Here is a 17,197-nt window from a genome sequence, read left to right on the forward strand (position 1 = left end):
GCGACTCAGCGGTGTGCTGTATATCACAGAGAAAATTTCTAGTCCTTGATGCTGGGGATAGTTACGAAGGCTCGGGGCGAAATTATGCCTCTTGCTGATTCGCTGGATTTTTCGATTTTCGATCACGCAGAGCCCCGGATTTACCAAAAAAAGTAAGTGAAAAGCTTAGCTTTTGATGGCAAAAAGGAGCCGGGGCCTTCGGCCCCAAATGGGCGAGTAGTTATGAGGGGGCGGAGGCGCAACCCTAAACGATGTCATTTTGTTGAAAATGAGCTCAAGAATCCTATAGATCGAAGGATCAGATTTGAAAAGCAACCAGCAAACACGACAGTTTTTAGAACATGAAACTGGGGAGGCCCAGGCAATGCTGCTTTTTTTTGAATTCAAAATATAGATCTCCGGTTTTGAAAAACGAATTCAAGGGCGGAGATTTCATGATGTCGAAAAAAAAGAAATTAATGTCGCATTTATGTAAATTTTGAATCAAGATCTGGCACCATCGCTAATGAGGTTCGCGTGCGCAGGGGGCTGTGGATTAAGCCAGAAATAAGGTTATCCAGTGATCGAAGCCATTTGGCGGCAAACCGATCTTTCCGCTTGGCCTCGAGTTGTCGTGTAGGCGAAGCTCAATCTCAACGCACCGCCCCCTTTGAGAGCATCTGCGTCAATCCAGCATTGTCCTCTAACAATCAGCTTCGGTAGCGTTAATCCTCTTCCAATATCGATGCACAGTCGATAGAGCTAGCCCCGTCTCCCGCGCAATTTGCGATTGATTCATTCCAGCAGTCTTAAGCTCGCGAACGACGCTTTCGCTTCCCTTGTTCTGAGGCTTTCCAGGCTTACGGGGGGCAACCGCTCCATCAGTGAGCTGTTCAGCAAGAATTCCAAGACCTCCTTCTTTCTCAAACGCTTGCAGCTGCTTTAAAGCAGCATCAATGAGGACAGGGTAGGGGGTGTCCTGCTGTTGGGACATACAAAGAGCTAGGAGGGCCAGAGGGTTTATTCGAAGGCCCTCAGCAAGGCTCTCGAACTTCTCAAGAGTAATACTTGTTTCGCCTCGCTCGAGGGCGCTGAGTTTGGATTTCGCGGAGGCGTCAGAAAGGTCTTCGTGCCGAAGTTGACGCTGCTTGCGCAGTGCTCGGATGGCGCCCGCGAGTGCGATTCTAAGCTGCATGGCTCACTCAAAAGTCAGGATATAGCCACACAGGAGGGTTTCCGTTAAATATCAGAATGAGGTAGTATTGCGCATACAGCAGCCAGGACGGCCCTTTGTGAAGCTTCCGTAAGCTCGTTTTGGCAATTTATGGGAATTAGATGAGAGCGTTTCGCTGGGCATGAAGACCGGCGCGCGGACTTTCCAGCAAGCCTCTGCTGAGCAGGCGTATTACTCGTAGAATATTTCGGAGGCTGTACATGGTTGGAGTGATCGATACAGGGCTTTTCGGAGACCCTGGAGTCTCTTTAGTTGGCTCAGAAGTTAGCCTCCAAGACGCGATGTCTGCAGCCAGAAAGCGCTACAAATGGATGCCTCTATGCGCCGTCGAGGAGTGGATCATCCTAGACGCCATCGTCACCGACGACGAGCGAGCCAAAGTAGCCGCCGCAGGCTGCCAACCAATCTTCATGTTTGCCCACAAAGTTGTGGACGACGAGCAGCGCCGTTTCGAGCCGGGACATTGGGTGCGCTCAAGTATGGGTACTGCGTTCAACGAAGGTTTTCTGTTCGAAACTCGGAATAGCGTCTATGTGCTCCTCGGGCCGGGTCATCGCAAAGCAGCAACCATCAAAGAGATCTTCTCTCTATTTTGAATTAACCAACCGGGCTGCTTTGCGTCCGCAGAAAACTGAGGCACCTGATGTTCAGAACACAAGACTCAGACCTAATCGGCGTTCCCGGCATTTTTGGTGAAGGCCTTGCGCATTGGCATAGCGTGTCACGGGTGCTCAGAACTCACTGGTATCACCTTACTGTTCGCTTGACTGACCAAGCTCGCAGCACTGAATTCGTTGACATGATTGAGGGGGAGCACAGGTTGCAAAGCATGCTCGTCACCCAGAGCGCTGAACGAGAGATAATTGATGTTCAGGTCACGACCCCCGCATGGATGAACAAAGGTGCCGGGTGGGACATGGAGCGCGTAACTAAAGTATCCCTCGGCTACGACAGTGATTTTGAGGTTTGCCTGATAGAGGTTGAGAGAGGAGCTATCTACCACAACTCGCACCGTCCAGACTTTCAAATCGATTCGCTGACAGACCTTCGCCCGATCTTTCTCTCGAGCATGATTAGATCAGGCTGAAAACTACCAAAGATCTTGCACGATACCAACGCGTTTGGTTCCGTGCGGAGTTCCTGATAACGACTTGCGGAAAAGCACCGGAGCGCAGTGATGCTCGACACCATAGATGTAAATTTCCACGGAAAACGCCACACGGATTTCGATCTCAAACGAATTATTAAAGCCCAGGAGCAAGGATTTGATGTGCCGGTGACCGCTTACCTTTGCGGTGTTTCAATCAGGTCGCGCGCAGGCATCGGTGTTGTTTTTGGCCACAAGCGTAAAGATCAGTACGGTCGGTTCGGCGATGGTCATCTGATCAGGACATCCGATGTGCTTAAGATCGAAAGAGAAGGTCGGTTTTGGGTAATGACTACGGTAAATAGCCGGTACGTGCTCGCAACATTCCAGCGTGAGAACGGGCGTGCGAGCCTGCGCGACTTTCTGCGCATCGCAAAGGGACAGCACCATTTCACGCCACGGATACTTCAGTAACGGTCTGTTCGTTTTTGCCGTGAGCGAGGCCTCCTTAAAAACCTTGAGAAGTCTTCATGATCGTGAAAGCCGGGGAAGTCATCTGCGTAGCATCAGGTGTGTTTGAGCAATACGACCGCGCCGGGCCATTTGTCGCAACGCAGGACTTCGACTTGGATTTATTCGTTGAAAAGGTGATGCCGCCGACTGCGGAACAATGGGAGATATCTGGTCTGATGAGAAACATCCCAAGACTGCTTCTGGAGCAAGGATTCATCATAAAAATGCCTTGTAGGAGGATTTGCCTAGGCGCTTGGGGTGAATTCGAAATTTGGGAAGAGAAAGACGATGTCTGACCCTGCTCGTCATTACGTATGCGGTCATGGGCTGTACCAACGTTTGAATTCCTTCGCAGAATTATCAGGCCGGTTTGCGAATAATTATGAGCGACGACAAACGCATTTTTTGTAACTGGTAGGTAGCTGAAGACGGTAGCGGTGACATCATCATCAACACCAGAGATAGCTGACGCCCTGAAGCTTCAGGTTGGCGATGTGCTGAACATTGAGATGGTCAATGGATTGATTACGCTCTAACCGAATCGGATCGGAGCAGTAGAGACTGACGCGTATCGCCGGGACAGCTGTTTTCTAAACCCTGTAGATGCTGTAACAGATTGCTGCAGTGCAGAATTGCGCTATCAGGGAGGATTAACGCTTAAAGTTCCACGTTCACAGATTTAGTATCATGCCCCGCCATCTGACGGCCACTGAGCCCTAGGCTGAGAGGCAGTACCGACTGCTCTATAAACACCAGGGATTTTTACTCCTGCCAGACCCACGCATTCGACTACTCGCGCTTTGCATCGTTAATCATCACGGAAAAATACTGGTCAACCAGTTCCATGATGCTGCTGGAGGGCAGACTCTTTTTCGCCCTGTTGTTGGAGGTATTGAGTTTGCTGAACGGAGTATCGATGCCATTGCCCGAGAGGTACAGGAGGAGCTGGGCCTTTCGATCAGCGACGTCCGATTGATTGGCACCTTAAAAGTATTTTCATCTACGAGGGTAAGACTGGACACGAGATAGTCCAGATCTACAATGCAAGATTTGACGACGTAGCGGTCTATGACAAACCTTGGCTAGACGGCTGTGAGCGTGACGGTGCATCGTTCAGAGCCTCGTGGCATAACAGCTCCAGTTTCACTGCTACTTCCCGATTAGTCCCTGAGGGGCTATCTGATCTACTCATTAGAGCATCGCTGTTGGTCTGAATCCGACGAAAGAAATGCGCTCCTAACTACCTAATCGCAAAGGGGACTTATGAACGACGAGCTCTTACCAATCTTGCGGCGAAATTATCCCAAGATTTTTTCGAGCCCAGATCTTCGGGAAATTCGATGCTATCCAGGATGGCTGGATTTGCTCAACGACCTGTGTAATCAACTACAGACATACTTGGATGCTAATCCCAGCACACCTCCGATAATCGTGAGCCAGGTTAAGGAAAAATTCGGCGGCTTACGGTTTTACATATCTGGCGGCGATGAGTTTTGTCAGGCGATTGTGGATGCTGCCGAGGAGGCGTCGTTGACCCTTTGCGAGGTCTGCGGGCGTCCAGGAGCGCTGGTCGGGGAGAGGTGGGTCTGCGTCCGTTGTCCTCAGCATCTTGAATGGACGCCGGAAGCCACAAGCTAGGGGATCCCCTATGCGGTAACCTGCGCTTAATCACATGACCCGCTTGCTCGCGGTGTCACTTGGGCCAGACATTCGCTTAAACGCTGTGGCACCCGGCTTGGTCGATACGCCTCTGATCGCAGAGTGGACAGGTGCCCAAGAGTTGTGGCGAACTCGCTCACCTATGCGCAGTGCTGCGAGTCCAGATCAAGCCCCTCCTCAATGGCGTCTTGTTGTCCAACCGAGGGGCCGGCATTCACCAAAGTAGCTGCGCTCAGGGACATCCAATTAGCGCGATCACGCCCGTCTAGATCAATTTCACGAGCTTTTTGCAATGCAAGCTTGGGATCAGTATCCACCAAGGAACTGAGGTGTGATGAGAGCTTCGAAAATACGCTCGACATGTCTGGTATCTCCTTTCAAGTGAACGATTCAGCGATGCAGGCATGTCTCACTCATCCGCCAATGCCTCAAGCGTGGCGAGCAGCTTGGCAAGCTCAGTCAGGTTGGCTGCAGTCACGATGTCATATTCTCCTCGACTACTCAGCCGATACACCTCTCGAGCCTTTTTGACACGTTCCAGCAGAGGGACGACTATGCCTGACGCCCTTTCCAGAAACTCGTTGATGTCAGCCCGTGTCTGAGGAATTTTGTAGCCTTTGGCCGCGCTTGTGATGATCACGTCCGAATCGCGAAGCTTGGCGATGCCGCTGGAGCGGATCCTCTGGTCGTTGATATCTCCGAAGCCGCTATCTTTAAGGTGGCCGACTATTTCTGCGGTTGGCACGTAGTCTTTGGTGACGAATTCGCTTTGGAATCTCAAGAACCGCAAGATGCTCAGCTGCAGGCGCTCATCCTCATTAGGATGCTCACCAACTCGCTCGCTAAAACGGTCGGCCTGGCGGAGAGCTTCCTGGTGTACCTGGTAGTCTGCATACCCAGATTCATCCGTCGGCGGTGGCAGAAGAGACTGGTATTTGGATGGCCACTCAAGCATTCCAAGAGTCAGGCTGCGTAGGATCTTTTTGTAGGCAAGAACTGCTTCTTCTGATGCTTTCTCTTCGTAGATCTGAGCGACTGAGCCAGCAAAAAAATCTGCAACCTGAACCAAAACGTTGTCCTGACTGGCCATCGTCTGGAACGCATCTTTATCGCCAAATAGGTCGTCGATAAACCGTTCTGAAACGTAGCTTTTGAGGCTCTCCTCAAATTCCTTGCCACCATGCTCGTCTACGATCATCTGGAGATCGGGGTATGTGCGGAACAAACGTTCATAGAGCAACCCATTCACATATTTTATGAATGAGGTCTTGAAACGAAGGCCACCGTCTTTGCGAATTTGGGACTTATCAACGACGGTGAAATAGAGCCTGAATGGCAGATCGGACAGCTCGTTTAAGATCCGGGCACGGCGATCTGAATCCTTGGGCTTAAGATTGCTGGACTTGATCTCTCCAGTTTGAAAATGACGCATGCGGAGTGCTTCAGCTTGGGCATAAGCAGCTTCCAGGTCTTTCTCTGCCACCAGAATGGAGCACACGATGAAGAAGCCCGAGCTTCCTCCCTTTGAAGTATCAAGGTCGGAATTCCCGGACTCATCCACGAAGGCATAGGTTCTGTCCATGAGCTTGCTCCATCAACAACGTGCTGAGCGCAGTGGGTCGCCCAATGGCAAGGTGGCGAACTTAGTTCGTCGCAGTTGTACTGCCTGGAGCGGGGCCTTCGCTGAACGTGTAGTTGATGACCACGTCATTACGGATCAAAACGTCAAGCGTTTTCTGAGTGCCCGTAGTCGTCACCTTCATGGTGACCACGTAGCTCTGGGCATGGGCTGAGCCATTGGTGTAGGTATAGATCCACTTCTCGTCGGTCTCGCTGACTGCGCTCTTAGCGTAGGGCTCACCAAATAGCGACTTCAACTCAGCAGTCGTGGTTTTGCCTTTGGTGATACTCGCTACACTGGCCGACGGAAAGTCTCGTCCTGCGGTGTAGTGGGACGTAGCGCAACCGCCAATTGCGACACAGATTCCCATTACTGCGATGAGCTTTTTCATATCCTTCCTTGATCGTAGAAAGCTCCAAATCTAGCTGGCATCGAGGCTAAAAGCCATCAACAGGTAAACCATCAAGCACTCCCCCATCGCGACTCAGATTGGCTAGGTGGGCTTCAACGTCATCAACCGGTCGTCTGGAAGGGCGCACTGATGGTACTGTGCAGTGTCAGAGTGATGTCACATGGAAAGTGCCCGTGCTCCCTTACCACTCCCACAATTAACGTGTGACGTCATGCCTTCTACCGATGATTTTCGATTTAACGCTCATCACCTTCTGATCGATTTAGATGCAACCACTAATCATCTAATGATGCTCGTTGTCTCTCGCGAAGTGACGGGGAGCGGTTGGGACGAAGCTTTAATCCGCCACAAGCAAGCATACGAAGCTTGGGCATCCATTCTGCCTGGAGCTCAAACAGATCCGATGTATGTGCTAGATGCAAGGCCGCCGGGCGAGCACAGTGCCACTGCAAAATAGATGCAACCTCCTAGCATCCATTCGGCATTCTATGAAGCACGCAATTCCCATGCTGATCTCGCGCCGTTAGCAGTAATCTAAGCGTTACTGGAAGGACAGCGGAACCGAACCCACGTCACCATCTAAAACGCGCTAGGGGGAACATGGACGTCGAATCTTTGACGAAGCAGATCACGCTAGTTGGCGCCGTGGTTGCGGCTTGCACTGGCGTCTGGAGCCTCTGGCTGCAAATGCGTGGTAAGCGCGACCATTACTCTGTCGGCACAGGAACGGTACGCCCTGAGATCATCAGAGAAACGATGATTCATGTTGTGAGTCATAGTGATCACCCGATCTATCTCGCGGATTACGGATTTATCGATCCAAACTTCAAGTTTTCCTCAATTCCTATGGAGCAGGAGCTGCACGATTTTCAAGACAGTCATGTTTACACCCGTGGCGGCAGCAATCTTGAGAAGCGCAGCGACTTCTTCGAAATTGGCTACATTCGGCGCGACACTCCCATCGGTGCATTCGCAAGAACTGTTACTCAAACTAGGCCCTGCCTCGGATTTGCCTACGATACGCCTGCATGGAAGAAGCTGTGGGTTCGTACCCTGCTTTTGGTGAAAGGGCGAGGGTATTTGCGATGATTTCCTTTCCCCCCCGGAATCCGCTGTGCTTGATTATCAAGCCAGCGGTTCTTCAGACAGCGCTGTCAGCCCGTTCGAATGTAAATCCTTACACATATAGCAAGCCGAGCCAGGGCAAAGCCCTCTGAACTGCTCTGTCTGAGAAACCAGAGGCGGCGCAGAACCTCGTTGATTTACTGCATAGCCCTGCTGCTCAAAAAAGCCTGACGCAGTTGTTGTCAGCAAATGAAATCGAGCGATTCCCTGCTCGACGGCTATCGCTTCAATGACCCGAAGCACCGCGACACCGACCCCTTTCGATCTGTATGCCGGCTCTACAACCATGGAGCGCAGCAATCCATCTGCTCCATATGTTTCAAACCCACCCCATCCGACACTCTTTCCGTCCATGGTGAACTCAAAAAAGGTTCGGCCTGGAAGATCAATATCGTCTGCTGGAAGGTCAGCAGATTTCAGCGCATCGCGAAAGCGCTGCCACTGTCCTCCGGCTATTTCCTTTGCCTGGATCCTCATCTCCTTGCTCATCCCTTTATCTCCTTTGTGCCGCTTTGTATGGGCCGTCACCGCTCAAGCCGAAGCAGCAGTCATCATATTCGCTTTACCGAATATTCGAAAAATCGTATATTCGATTTTCCATATGCATCGAGTTCAACCATGAGCCCTGCTATCAAAGTGCTTTTCGTGTGCGTTGCCAACTCAGTCCGCTCCCTGCTTGCGGAGGCTTTGCTGCGGCACACTGACCCGAGCTTCGAGGCCTTCAGCGCCGGTTCCGAACCGTCTGAGGTTGATCCGCGCACGATTCAGGCATTGGAGGCAGTTGGAGTCGATGCAACGGGCCTGCGCAGCAAGTCCATCAGCGAGTTTCAAGCTGATCGATTCGATTACGTAATTACTCTTTGTGATAAATCCGCAAGCGAGTGCCTACCAACGCCCAGTGCAGGTGAAGTCATTGCCTGGGATTTTCCTGACCCAGTAACCAGCGATGATCCTGGCGCATTTCGCCACACGCTCCACGACATCCACGAGCGCATCAAGCTCTTCGTTTTGGTCAAGACCAAACACCTGGAGGATCTGTGACAGAACCCATGAACCCCACCACCTTATTCAAGTGCCTGGCGGATGACACCCGAGCAAAAATTTCGCTGCTTGTCGTGAGTGAAGGTGAGCTGTGTGTTTGCGAGCTAACGGCAGCACTCGACCTGAGTCAGCCAAAGATTTCTCGCCATTTGGCGCTGCTGCGCTCTGCCGGTTTGCTGTTGGATCGTCGCCAAGGCCAATGGGTGTACTACCGGCTGAATCCTGATTTGCCCACGTGGGTGACTGCAGTTTTGAAGGCGGTGGTAGACGCCAATCAGCAATGGCTGGAAACCGAGGCTAAGCGCCTCTGCGGCATGAACGACCGTCCGACCAACCAAGCCGTGTGTAGCTGAGTCACGCCCAACCGGATTAATGAAATGCTGATTGCCGTATTGATCTTTATCGCCACCATCGTCCTTGTTATCTGGCAGCCAAAGGGGCTTGGGGTTGGCTGGAGTGCGATGTTCGGTGCCATCGTGGCGTTGCTGGCAGGCGTCGTTACCCTCGCAGACATACCCGAGGTTTGGCGCATCGTCTGGAATGCCACTGGGACTTTCATCGCGGTCATCATCATTAGTCTGCTGCTTGATGAGGCAGGCTTTTTCAAATGGGCTGCGCTGCATGTGGCCCAGTGGGGAGGCGGGAGCACCCGCAAGCTGTTCGCTTTTATCGTCCTGCTGGGCGCAGCGGTGTCGGCCCTGTTCGCCAATGACGGAGCAGCATTGATCCTCACACCCATTGTGATCGCGATGTTGCTGGCGTTGCGTTTTTCGCCTGCTGCTACGTTGGCATTCGTTATGGCAGCCGGTTTTATCGCCGATACGGCGAGCTTACCGCTGGTGGTTTCCAACCTGGTCAACATCGTTTCTGCCGACTATTTCGATATCGGCTTCAACGAATATGCTTCGATCATGGTGCCGGTAAACATCGTCAGCGTGGCGGCGACATTAGCCATGCTGCTGTGGTTTTTCCGCAAAGATTTACCAAAGACCTATGACCTCAACCAACTGGACAATCCGGACGAGGCAATCCACGACCGAGCCACTTTTGTTGCCGGCTGGTGGGTGCTGGCACTACTCCTGATCGGCTTCTTTGTCATTGAGCCATTGGGGGTACCAATCAGCGCCATTGCAGCGGTCTGTGCATTCATTCTTTACGTCATCGCGGCTCGTGGTCACGCCATCAACACAAGCAAGGTGCTCAAAGAGGCACCATGGCAGGTGGTGATTTTTTCTTTGGGTATGTATCTGGTTGTTTATGGCCTGAAGAACGCCGGCCTGACCGACCACATCGCGCAGATCCTGAACGTGTTCGCCGATTATGGCGTTTGGGGCGCGTCCCTAGGTACAGGACTGCTAACAGCGTTGCTGTCTTCGATCATGAACAACATGCCCACCGTTCTGGTAGGCGCCTTATCCATTCATGCCGCCGAAGTCGATGGTGTAGTCCAGCAAGCGATGATTTACGCCAACATCATCGGCTGCGACTTGGGCCCGAAGATCACCCCAATTGGGAGCTTGGCAACTCTGTTGTGGCTGCATGTGCTCGCACGGAAAAACATAACGATCAGCTGGGGTTACTACTTCAAGACCGGGATCGTGCTGACCTTGCCTATCCTCGTCGCCACATTGTCCGCCCTGGCACTGCGCCTCAGTTTCTGAATCAAGGAATCGTCTGATGAAAGTCTTGTTCATGTGCACCCACAACAGCTGCCGCAGCATTCTGTCCGAGGCGCTTTTCAACCACTTGGCGCCCGAGGGTGTAGAAGCGGTCAGCTCAGGAAGCTTTCCCAGTGGCCGGGTGAATCAACGGGCATTGCAAACGCTTGAGGCGGCGGGTATCTCCACTGCGGGCTTGAGCAGCAAGGCTTCGGATGCTTTTGAAGGCTCGCCTCCAGACATCGTGATCACTGTCTGTGACCGGGCAGCGGGTGAGGCATGCCCAATCTTCTTTGGGCCAGCTTTGAAGGCGCATTGGGGTCTGGCCGACCCGTCTGACGCTAGCGGGTCGGAAGCCGAGATCACCGCAGCGTTCGAAACCACACTGGCCAAAATTCACGAGCGCGTGAGCGCATTTCTTGCGCTGCCAATGAAGACCATGAGCGCTGACCAGCTAAAAGCTGAACTGAATCGCATCGGTTCGCTTTAAAGATCAACCGAGGCGGTGCCCAATCTGGCGCCGCCGTAGGAGTTTATATGCAAGACACATTGCCGAACGTACACGCCGACCTGATCGACATTCCGTCGCTGGAGCAACTGGAGCCGCGTACACCGTCGCTCCATAAGCCTCGAATCTTGCTTCTGTATGGATCGACGCGAGAGCGCTCTTTCAGCCGGTTGGTGACTCAGGAAGCAGCCCGCTTGTTGGAGGAGTTCGGCGCCGAAACCAAAATCTTCGATCCCTCGGGTTTGCCGCTGCCGGATGATGCTCCGGATACACATCCCAAAGTCGCGGAATTGCGCGAACTCATGCAATGGTCTGAAGGACAGGTGTGGTGTTCGCCTGAGCGGCACGGCTCCATGAGCGCAGTATTCAAGGCCCAGATCGACTGGGTTCCGCTTGCGATTGGTGCTGTTCGACCTACGCAAGGAAAGACCCTTGCAGTAATGCAGGTCTGTGGTGGCTCGCAATCTTTCAATGTGGTCAACCAACTACGGGTATTGGGGCGGTGGATGCGCATGTTCACCATCCCAAATCAATCTTCGGTGGCCAAGGCGTTCACCGAGTTCGACGAGGCAGGCCGTATGAAACCGTCCTCGTACTACGACCGACTGGTGGACGTGATGGAAGAGTTGATGAAGTTCACGCTGCTGTTGCGGGGTCGCCAGGACTACTTGGTTGATCGCTACTCCGAGCGAAAAGAGTTAGCTGAAGAGCTGTCCAAGCGCGTCAACCAGCGCTCCATTTAACTCACCGCGAGGAAACGGTATGAGTCAGATCACGATCTATCACAACCCGCAATGTGGCACCTCTCGCAACACCTTGGAGCTGATCCGCAACAGCGGAGAAGAGCCGACTGTTATTGAGTACCTACAGACCCCACCTGACCGCACCACGCTTGTCAGGTTGATCAAGGATATGGGTATTGAGGTGCGGGCCCTGCTTCGTATTAAAGGCACTCCCTACGAGGAGCTAGGACTCGGCGATACGTCACTGACTGATGACCAGCTCATCGATGCCATGATCGCTCATCCCATCCTGATCAATCGCCCCATCGTCGTGACGCCTTTGGGCACACGCTTGTGTCGTCCGTCAGAGGCAGTCCTCGACCTTCTGCCGCAGGAGCAGCGCGGCAGCTTCGTCAAAGAAGACGGACAAGTCGTCATTGATGAGAATGGCCGCAGGGTTTAAACCGATGTAAAGCAGATGGGCCTGGAGGCATGAGGCCTAATTGCCGGCTGACCAACGGCAGCTTTAGCATGTTCAACAGATGATCGAGATCAGATTAGATTCGTTCTTGGGTCTCTATACTGGCGACAGTTCAGCAGCGACTTAAGGTTTCCCCCATGACTCATTCGGCCAGTGACAAACTAGATGTAGTCATTATCGGCGGGGGGCAGTCAGCCTTGGCGGTAGCGTATTTCCTACGCCGAACTCAACTTTCATTCGTTATCCTCGATGCGGAGGAAGAACCCGGTGGTGCCTGGCGACACGGCTGGAATTCGCTACGTCTATTCTCTCCGGCCACTTGGAGTTCGATCCCTGGCTGGATGATGCCCCCCACGCAAGAGGGTTATCCTTCGCGCAACCATGTGGTCGACTATCTCAACCAATACGAACAGCGCTACCAATTCCCGGTCGAGCGCCCGGTTCGGGTCACTTCTGTCGAGCGTAAGGAATCTGGCCTGCGAGTACGCTCTGACGACAAATATTGGGATGCCAAGATTGTAATCAGCGCTACCGGCACTTGGAGCAATCCGTATATCCCTCACTACCCTGATGCCGAGTTATTCGCCGGTCGGCAATTGCATTCCGCGAACTATGTCGATGCACAAGCGTTTGCTGGCAAGAAAGTTTTGGTGGTGGGTGGTGGCAATTCAGGAGCGCAGATTTTGGCAGAAGTCTCCAAGGTCGCTGAGACCACTTGGTTGACTCCTACTGAGCCGGTGTTTTTGCCTGATGAAGTGGATGGGCGGGTGCTATTCGAACGTGCCACTCAGCGCTTGAAAGCTCAGCAGGAGGGGCGTGTCATTGATCAGCCCGTCGGCGGGTTGGGAGACATTGTCATGGTGCCGCCGGTTGTAGAAGCCCGTGAACGTGAAGCTCTAAAATCTGTACGTCCATTTGAAAGTTTCACTCGCGAAGGCGTTATTTGGGCCGATGGATCTGAGTCTGCCGTGGATGTGGTGATCTGGTGTACCGGATTTAGACCAGCCCTCGAGCATCTAGATACGCTGGGGGTGATCAACACCGAAGGCCGTGTTGAGGTCGAAGGCACTCATTCGATCCAAGAGCCAAGACTATGGCTGGTGGGCTATGGCGAGTGGACAGGTTCGGCTTCTGCGACGCTGATCGGTGTAACACGGACAGCGCGCAGCACAGTCAATGAGATTGCAACCTTTCTTGGCGATCCGTCCGCAGCCTAGTACACCTACGCTTGAGGAGTAGTGGACATGAACGAAATGATTGTGCGCTGGCCTGAGCGGAATCCCCGCATGTTTTTAGCGGTAGCAGCGCTTGTCTGGTTCGGATTGTACGAAGCCCTTATTCCTGTTTCAGAGGCTTTGGTCGCAGCGCTTCCAGTTGATCGGAATAGCCACCTTGGAGGCGCCTTACAGTTTTTTTTCTACGACACTCCCAAAGTGCTGATGCTGTTGGCCGGCATTGTGTTCTTGATGGGCATGCTCAACTCCCACTTCACACCTGAACGCACCCGCGCAATGTTGGCTGGGCGAAGCGAGGGCACAGCCAATGTGATGGCTGCCTCTCTCGGGGTGTTTACCCCATTTTGCTCGTGCTCAGCAGTTCCTCTTTTTATAGGTTTTGTTCAAGCTGGAGTGCCCCTGGGGGTGACGTTCTCTTTCCTCATTGCTGCGCCCATGGTGAATGAGGTCGCGCTGACACTGCTGCTTGGCTTGTTCGGCTGGAAAGTTGCGTTGCTGTATCTCAGCCTAGGGTTGTTTATTGCGATTGTGGCTGGCTGGGTCATTGGCCGCCTGAAAATGGAGGCCTATCTGGAAGATTGGGTTCGTGACATGCCCAGGATCCAGGCAACTGCCGGGGACACCCGCATGCCCCTGTATGAGCGGATAAGTGCCGGGTTTGGCAGCGTGCGTGAAATCGTCGGAAAAGTCTGGCCTTACATCCTCGCCGGTATTGCCATTGGCGCGGGCATTCACGGGTATGTGCCAGAGGATTTCATGGCCAGTTTCATGGGCAAGGAAGCCTGGTGGTCGGTTCCGCTCGCGGTTCTTATCGGCATCCCCATGTATACCAATGCGGCAGGCATCATCCCCATTGTGCAGGCACTACTCGCAAAGGGCGCGGCACTGGGCACTGTGCTGGCCTTCATGATGAGTGTCATCGCTCTATCTCTTCCGGAGATGGTGATTTTGCGCAAGGTGCTTAAAGTTCGCCTGATAGCCACCTTCATTGGGGTCGTCGCCGTCGGCATTCTCATCGTTGGTTACGTCTTCAACTTCGCTTTGTAATCCACCTACCGAGGTTTGTATGAAAGACATCAAGGTTCTGGGCACCGGTTGTGCAAAATGCAAATCGACAGTCGCCATCATCGAACAAGTGGCGAGTGCGAAAGGTGTACCCGTAAAGCTCGAAAAAATCGAAGACATGCAACAGATCGTCAGCTACGGGGTAATGTCCACGCCCAGTGTCGTGATTGATGGAAAAGTCGTTCACTCAGGGGGCATCCCAACCCGTGACAAGGTTGAAGAGTGGCTCAGCGCCTAGGGGGCGGGACGGCATAGTCATGGTGCACTCATGGAAGCTCGCTGACGCGGTGTACAGATTGATGCCGTCATCTGGTGTACTGAATTTTCTCCAGTGCTCGACCTCTTGGGTAACCTGGATATCGTTGGCTATGACGGCAAAGTCGCCGTAAACCGGAGTGTTGCTTCACCTAATCTGTCGCTGGTGGGCTACGGTAATTGGACGTGATTCGCCTCCACCACATTCATCGGAGTGTCTCGTACCGCACGAAATGTGGTCAAGCAAGTGGAAAGCTATCTCATGGCACAGCCTGATGACTCGCGACGCAAATCGAATGCACATCCGCTCTTAACAGTAGGCTGCCTATTCGGGGGAAAGCTCCGCAGCCACACATAGCGTGTGGGTCGTTTGTTGGTTCATGGTGCCGATGTGCCAATAGTGGCCAAGCTGCTATCCAGGCAGCGCTACCGAGCGGAAACATTTGTTGCACTGTCGGGTGCTTTTGCCCTCTAACCGGAAGGCAGAACTCGCCGCGAATCGCAGCGTTGGTCGCGGATCAACAGACATACCTCTCAGACGGAGCTAACCGTTGCTAGACATCCTTGCGATATTTCTAAGTGTCACAGCGCTACTAGCCTATGTTAATCGACGTTACGTGGGGCTCCCTTCCGCCATTGGTGTCATGGGTATCGCACTCGGCATATCGCTGCTGAACATGGCAGCTGATAGCCTTGGCTTTCATGCCTTGCACACGTTGGAGCAATCGCTGGTGGAGTCCATAGATTTCTCCGAATTGCTCATGCAAGGAATGTTGTCGCTATTGCTATTCGCTGGAGCCTTGCACGTCGACTTGTCACTGCTGCGTACATACCGATGGCAAGTGACGTCGTTGGCCGTAGTGGGCACAACCCTGTCGACGTTATTTATCGGTTTGGGTCTATGGGCGTTGCTTTCCTGGACTGAGCTCGAATTGCCGCTCGCCTACTGTCTGGTGTTCGGTGCGCTGATCTCGCCAACCGATCCTATCGCTGTGATGGGCATTTTGAAGTCTGCTGGCGCCCCCGGTAGCGTTGAGCTGGTTATTTCGGGCGAATCTCTATTTAACGACGGCGTCAGCGTCGTCCTGTTTTCCCTGATTTTGGCTATGGTCGCCAGCGGTGAAGCTCCTTCGGTTACAGTAGCCGCACAGCTACTGTTGGAAGAGGCAGGCGGCGGCGCTCTTCTAGGCGCGGTCGTCGGATATGTCATCTACAGAATGCTCAAAAGCATCGACAGCTACCAAGAGGAAGTCCTCATTACCTTGGCCGCTGTACTCGGCGCCTATGCCCTCGCAACACGCCTACACGTTTCCGGCCCTTTGGCGATGGTGGTGATGGGGTTAATTATTGGCAATCAGGGTCGCTCTTATGCAATGTCAGAACAGACCAAGAAAAATCTCGACATGTTTTGGGAGCTGATAGACGAAATCCTTAACGCAGTTTTGTTTGTCCTGATCGGCCTGGAAGTGGTTCTAATCCAGTTCTCGAACTCCCTTCTCGTCACGGGATTGATGGTCGTGGCTTTAACGCTGCTATCTCGCTTACTGACGGTCGGGCTTCCTATAGCCGCCTTAGGTAGGCTTTTTCGGCTTCCAAAGGGCGCTTGGAGTGTAATGACCTGGGGTGGGTTACGCGGGGGCATTTCAGTGGCTCTGGCTTTATCGCTTCCGCCGAGCGAGCCTCGCGATATAGTAGTTTCCCTCACCTACATAATCGTAGTGTTTTCCATTTTGATCCAAGGTATGACTATCGGAACGCTGGTCAAAAAGGTGATGCCCTGCACGGCTGGGAAAGGTTAATTCATGTGTCGACAGGGATCGGCTACAGGCACTACTGGTGCGCTGATATCTTTCAACCAAGGCGTGATCTCGCTGCTTAACGGCTCAGGCCAAACTCTCACTGCCATGTAAGTCTTCCGCTCGTCCAGCATGAGCGTCTCTTGACTGTTCTACCATCTGGCACTTCTAAGTCGACGAAAGCTGCAAGCTAATGTCACAATGATACTAATAAGACTGTTAAATTCGCACCAGCGCACATGACGGGCATGCCGATCTATGATTGACGCCGAGGAACGTCGTTTCCAATCCCATAAATTTTTGCTAGAGCTCGATGCAGCTACGACGACGTTAATGATGCTTGTCGCGGCGCGTCAGTCAGGAAGCGCTGAGTGGCTCCTCGCCGTCCACCGCCAAAAGCTGGCGTATGAGGCGTGGGTAGAATTTCTCTGCCCACCTGGGCCGGATACAATGCCGCTTTTGGATCGGAGGATGACGGGCGGCTTCGGGACGTTGAATGAATGAGGCATGCTTACTGATGAACGAAGGCGCCAAAGCCAACGACTTCAGCAACTGCGCGCCTAGGGCGTCATTCATAGCCGCCGTGATACCGTTTTATGTCGACAAGCCCACCCGCTTCCAACCAGGGCTAATATTCAAAAACGCGCTCCCTACCTAGCTCTATCTTAAAGCTCAGCGGGTGCAAAGCTGAGCGGTGGATCGTAATCGACACCAGCTTTCCTATATACTGTCGGTTCTGTTTACCCTTGAGCTACAGGAACACCAGCATGACTGTACTCCAAACGATCTACTGGCAGCCTACGCCG

General features: G+C 53.0%; 21 protein-coding genes and 2 pseudogenes. 18 read left to right on the top strand and 5 right to left on the bottom strand.

Annotated elements, in window-relative coordinates; translation table 11 throughout:
- Window positions 1-682: 682 nt before the first annotated feature.
- Window positions 683-1,174 (bottom strand): helix-turn-helix domain-containing protein, encoded by a 492-nt coding sequence (locus tag QF039_RS04715; RefSeq protein WP_307517076.1) that lies wholly within the window; start codon window positions 1,172-1,174, stop codon window positions 683-685.
- Window positions 1,175-1,413: 239 nt separating this feature from the next.
- Here QF039_RS04715 and QF039_RS04720 point away from each other — a divergent pair, with 239 nt between their 5' ends.
- The 6 genes and pseudogenes from QF039_RS04720 to QF039_RS04745 all read left to right on the top strand — a co-directional run.
- The gene (locus QF039_RS04720; protein WP_307517077.1) at window positions 1,414-1,809 is read left to right on the top strand and encodes a hypothetical protein; all 396 of its coding nucleotides are present in this window, start codon (window positions 1,414-1,416) and stop codon (window positions 1,807-1,809) included.
- Between the two features lie 47 nt (window positions 1,810-1,856).
- Window positions 1,857-2,300, top strand: a complete 444-nt coding sequence (locus tag QF039_RS04725; protein WP_098949354.1) for a hypothetical protein — start codon at window positions 1,857-1,859, stop codon at window positions 2,298-2,300.
- A 90-nt stretch (window positions 2,301-2,390) separates the two neighbouring features.
- Complete coding sequence (locus tag QF039_RS04730; RefSeq protein WP_307517078.1) at window positions 2,391-2,774, top strand: hypothetical protein; 384 nt, start codon at window positions 2,391-2,393, stop codon at window positions 2,772-2,774.
- 56 nt (window positions 2,775-2,830) lie between these two features.
- Window positions 2,831-3,109, top strand: a complete 279-nt coding sequence (locus QF039_RS04735; RefSeq protein ID WP_307517079.1) for a hypothetical protein — start codon at window positions 2,831-2,833, stop codon at window positions 3,107-3,109.
- A gap of 472 nt (window positions 3,110-3,581) precedes the next feature.
- Window positions 3,582-4,027: pseudogene (locus QF039_RS04740) on the top strand (NUDIX hydrolase).
- Between the two features lie 446 nt (window positions 4,028-4,473).
- A pseudogene (locus QF039_RS04745) lies at window positions 4,474-4,698 on the top strand (SDR family oxidoreductase); the annotation flags it as partial.
- Here the strand turns inward: QF039_RS04745 and QF039_RS04750 are convergent.
- From QF039_RS04750 to QF039_RS04760, 3 genes are all read right to left on the bottom strand, one after another.
- Window positions 4,613-4,834: a hypothetical protein gene (locus QF039_RS04750; RefSeq protein WP_307517080.1), complete on the bottom strand. Its 222-nt coding sequence runs from the start codon at window positions 4,832-4,834 to the stop codon at window positions 4,613-4,615. The pseudogene QF039_RS04745 and the gene QF039_RS04750 overlap by 86 nt on opposite strands.
- Before the next feature lie 47 nt (window positions 4,835-4,881).
- Window positions 4,882-6,054 carry a DUF3800 domain-containing protein gene (locus tag QF039_RS04755; protein WP_307517081.1) on the bottom strand — a complete coding sequence of 391 codons (1,173 nt, stop codon included), beginning with the start codon at window positions 6,052-6,054 and terminating at the stop codon, window positions 4,882-4,884.
- A 61-nt stretch (window positions 6,055-6,115) separates the two neighbouring features.
- The gene (locus tag QF039_RS04760) at window positions 6,116-6,484 is read right to left on the bottom strand and encodes a hypothetical protein (RefSeq protein ID WP_124527246.1); all 369 of its coding nucleotides are present in this window, start codon (window positions 6,482-6,484) and stop codon (window positions 6,116-6,118) included.
- A 232-nt stretch (window positions 6,485-6,716) separates the two neighbouring features.
- Here QF039_RS04760 and QF039_RS04765 point away from each other — a divergent pair, with 232 nt between their 5' ends.
- Together QF039_RS04765 and QF039_RS04770 are read left to right on the top strand one after the other, a co-directional pair.
- Window positions 6,717-6,962, top strand: coding sequence for a hypothetical protein (locus tag QF039_RS04765; RefSeq protein ID WP_124527247.1), 246 nt, complete (start codon window positions 6,717-6,719; stop codon window positions 6,960-6,962).
- A 143-nt stretch (window positions 6,963-7,105) separates the two neighbouring features.
- Window positions 7,106-7,594, top strand: coding sequence for a hypothetical protein (locus tag QF039_RS04770; RefSeq protein WP_124527248.1), 489 nt, complete (start codon window positions 7,106-7,108; stop codon window positions 7,592-7,594).
- 36 nt (window positions 7,595-7,630) lie between these two features.
- On the opposite strand, the gene arsN2 is transcribed toward QF039_RS04770, so the two are convergent.
- Window positions 7,631-8,119 (bottom strand): arsenic resistance N-acetyltransferase ArsN2, encoded by a 489-nt coding sequence (gene arsN2 / locus QF039_RS04775; RefSeq protein WP_124527249.1) that lies wholly within the window; start codon window positions 8,117-8,119, stop codon window positions 7,631-7,633.
- Window positions 8,120-8,248: 129 nt separating this feature from the next.
- Here arsN2 and QF039_RS04780 point away from each other — a divergent pair, with 129 nt between their 5' ends.
- The 10 genes from QF039_RS04780 (at window position 8,249) to QF039_RS04825 (ending at window position 16,394) form a co-directional block, all read left to right on the top strand.
- Window positions 8,249-8,671 carry an arsenate reductase ArsC gene (locus QF039_RS04780; protein ID WP_124527250.1) on the top strand — a complete coding sequence of 141 codons (423 nt, stop codon included), beginning with the start codon at window positions 8,249-8,251 and terminating at the stop codon, window positions 8,669-8,671.
- 8 nt (window positions 8,672-8,679) lie between these two features.
- Entirely contained in the window at window positions 8,680-9,024 is a 345-nt protein-coding gene (locus tag QF039_RS04785) for a metalloregulator ArsR/SmtB family transcription factor (RefSeq protein WP_177414087.1), read from the top strand.
- A 24-nt stretch (window positions 9,025-9,048) separates the two neighbouring features.
- Window positions 9,049-10,332 (top strand): arsenic transporter, encoded by a 1,284-nt coding sequence (locus QF039_RS04790; RefSeq protein ID WP_124527252.1) that lies wholly within the window; start codon window positions 9,049-9,051, stop codon window positions 10,330-10,332.
- Window positions 10,333-10,348: 16 nt separating this feature from the next.
- The gene (locus QF039_RS04795) at window positions 10,349-10,819 is read left to right on the top strand and encodes an arsenate reductase ArsC (protein ID WP_124527253.1); all 471 of its coding nucleotides are present in this window, start codon (window positions 10,349-10,351) and stop codon (window positions 10,817-10,819) included.
- A 47-nt stretch (window positions 10,820-10,866) separates the two neighbouring features.
- Complete coding sequence (arsH, locus tag QF039_RS04800; protein ID WP_124527254.1) at window positions 10,867-11,580, top strand: arsenical resistance protein ArsH; 714 nt, start codon at window positions 10,867-10,869, stop codon at window positions 11,578-11,580.
- Window positions 11,581-11,599: 19 nt separating this feature from the next.
- Window positions 11,600-12,022, top strand: a complete 423-nt coding sequence (arsC, locus tag QF039_RS04805) for an arsenate reductase (glutaredoxin) (protein ID WP_124527255.1) — start codon at window positions 11,600-11,602, stop codon at window positions 12,020-12,022.
- A 155-nt stretch (window positions 12,023-12,177) separates the two neighbouring features.
- Entirely contained in the window at window positions 12,178-13,257 is a 1,080-nt protein-coding gene (locus QF039_RS04810; RefSeq protein WP_124527256.1) for an ArsO family NAD(P)H-dependent flavin-containing monooxygenase, read from the top strand.
- A gap of 27 nt (window positions 13,258-13,284) precedes the next feature.
- Window positions 13,285-14,322 (top strand): permease, encoded by a 1,038-nt coding sequence (locus QF039_RS04815; RefSeq protein ID WP_124527257.1) that lies wholly within the window; start codon window positions 13,285-13,287, stop codon window positions 14,320-14,322.
- A 19-nt stretch (window positions 14,323-14,341) separates the two neighbouring features.
- Entirely contained in the window at window positions 14,342-14,578 is a 237-nt protein-coding gene (locus QF039_RS04820; protein ID WP_124527258.1) for a thioredoxin family protein, read from the top strand.
- A gap of 568 nt (window positions 14,579-15,146) precedes the next feature.
- On the top strand, window positions 15,147-16,394 hold the full coding sequence (locus QF039_RS04825; RefSeq protein ID WP_124527259.1) for a sodium:proton antiporter: 1,248 nt from the start codon (window positions 15,147-15,149) through the stop codon (window positions 16,392-16,394).
- Window positions 16,395-17,197 lie beyond the last annotated feature (803 nt).

Origin of the sequence: Pseudomonas sp. W2I6 (genome assembly GCF_030815935.1) — a bacterium.
In the GTDB taxonomy this organism is placed as follows: Bacteria; Pseudomonadota; Gammaproteobacteria; order Pseudomonadales; family Pseudomonadaceae; genus Aquipseudomonas.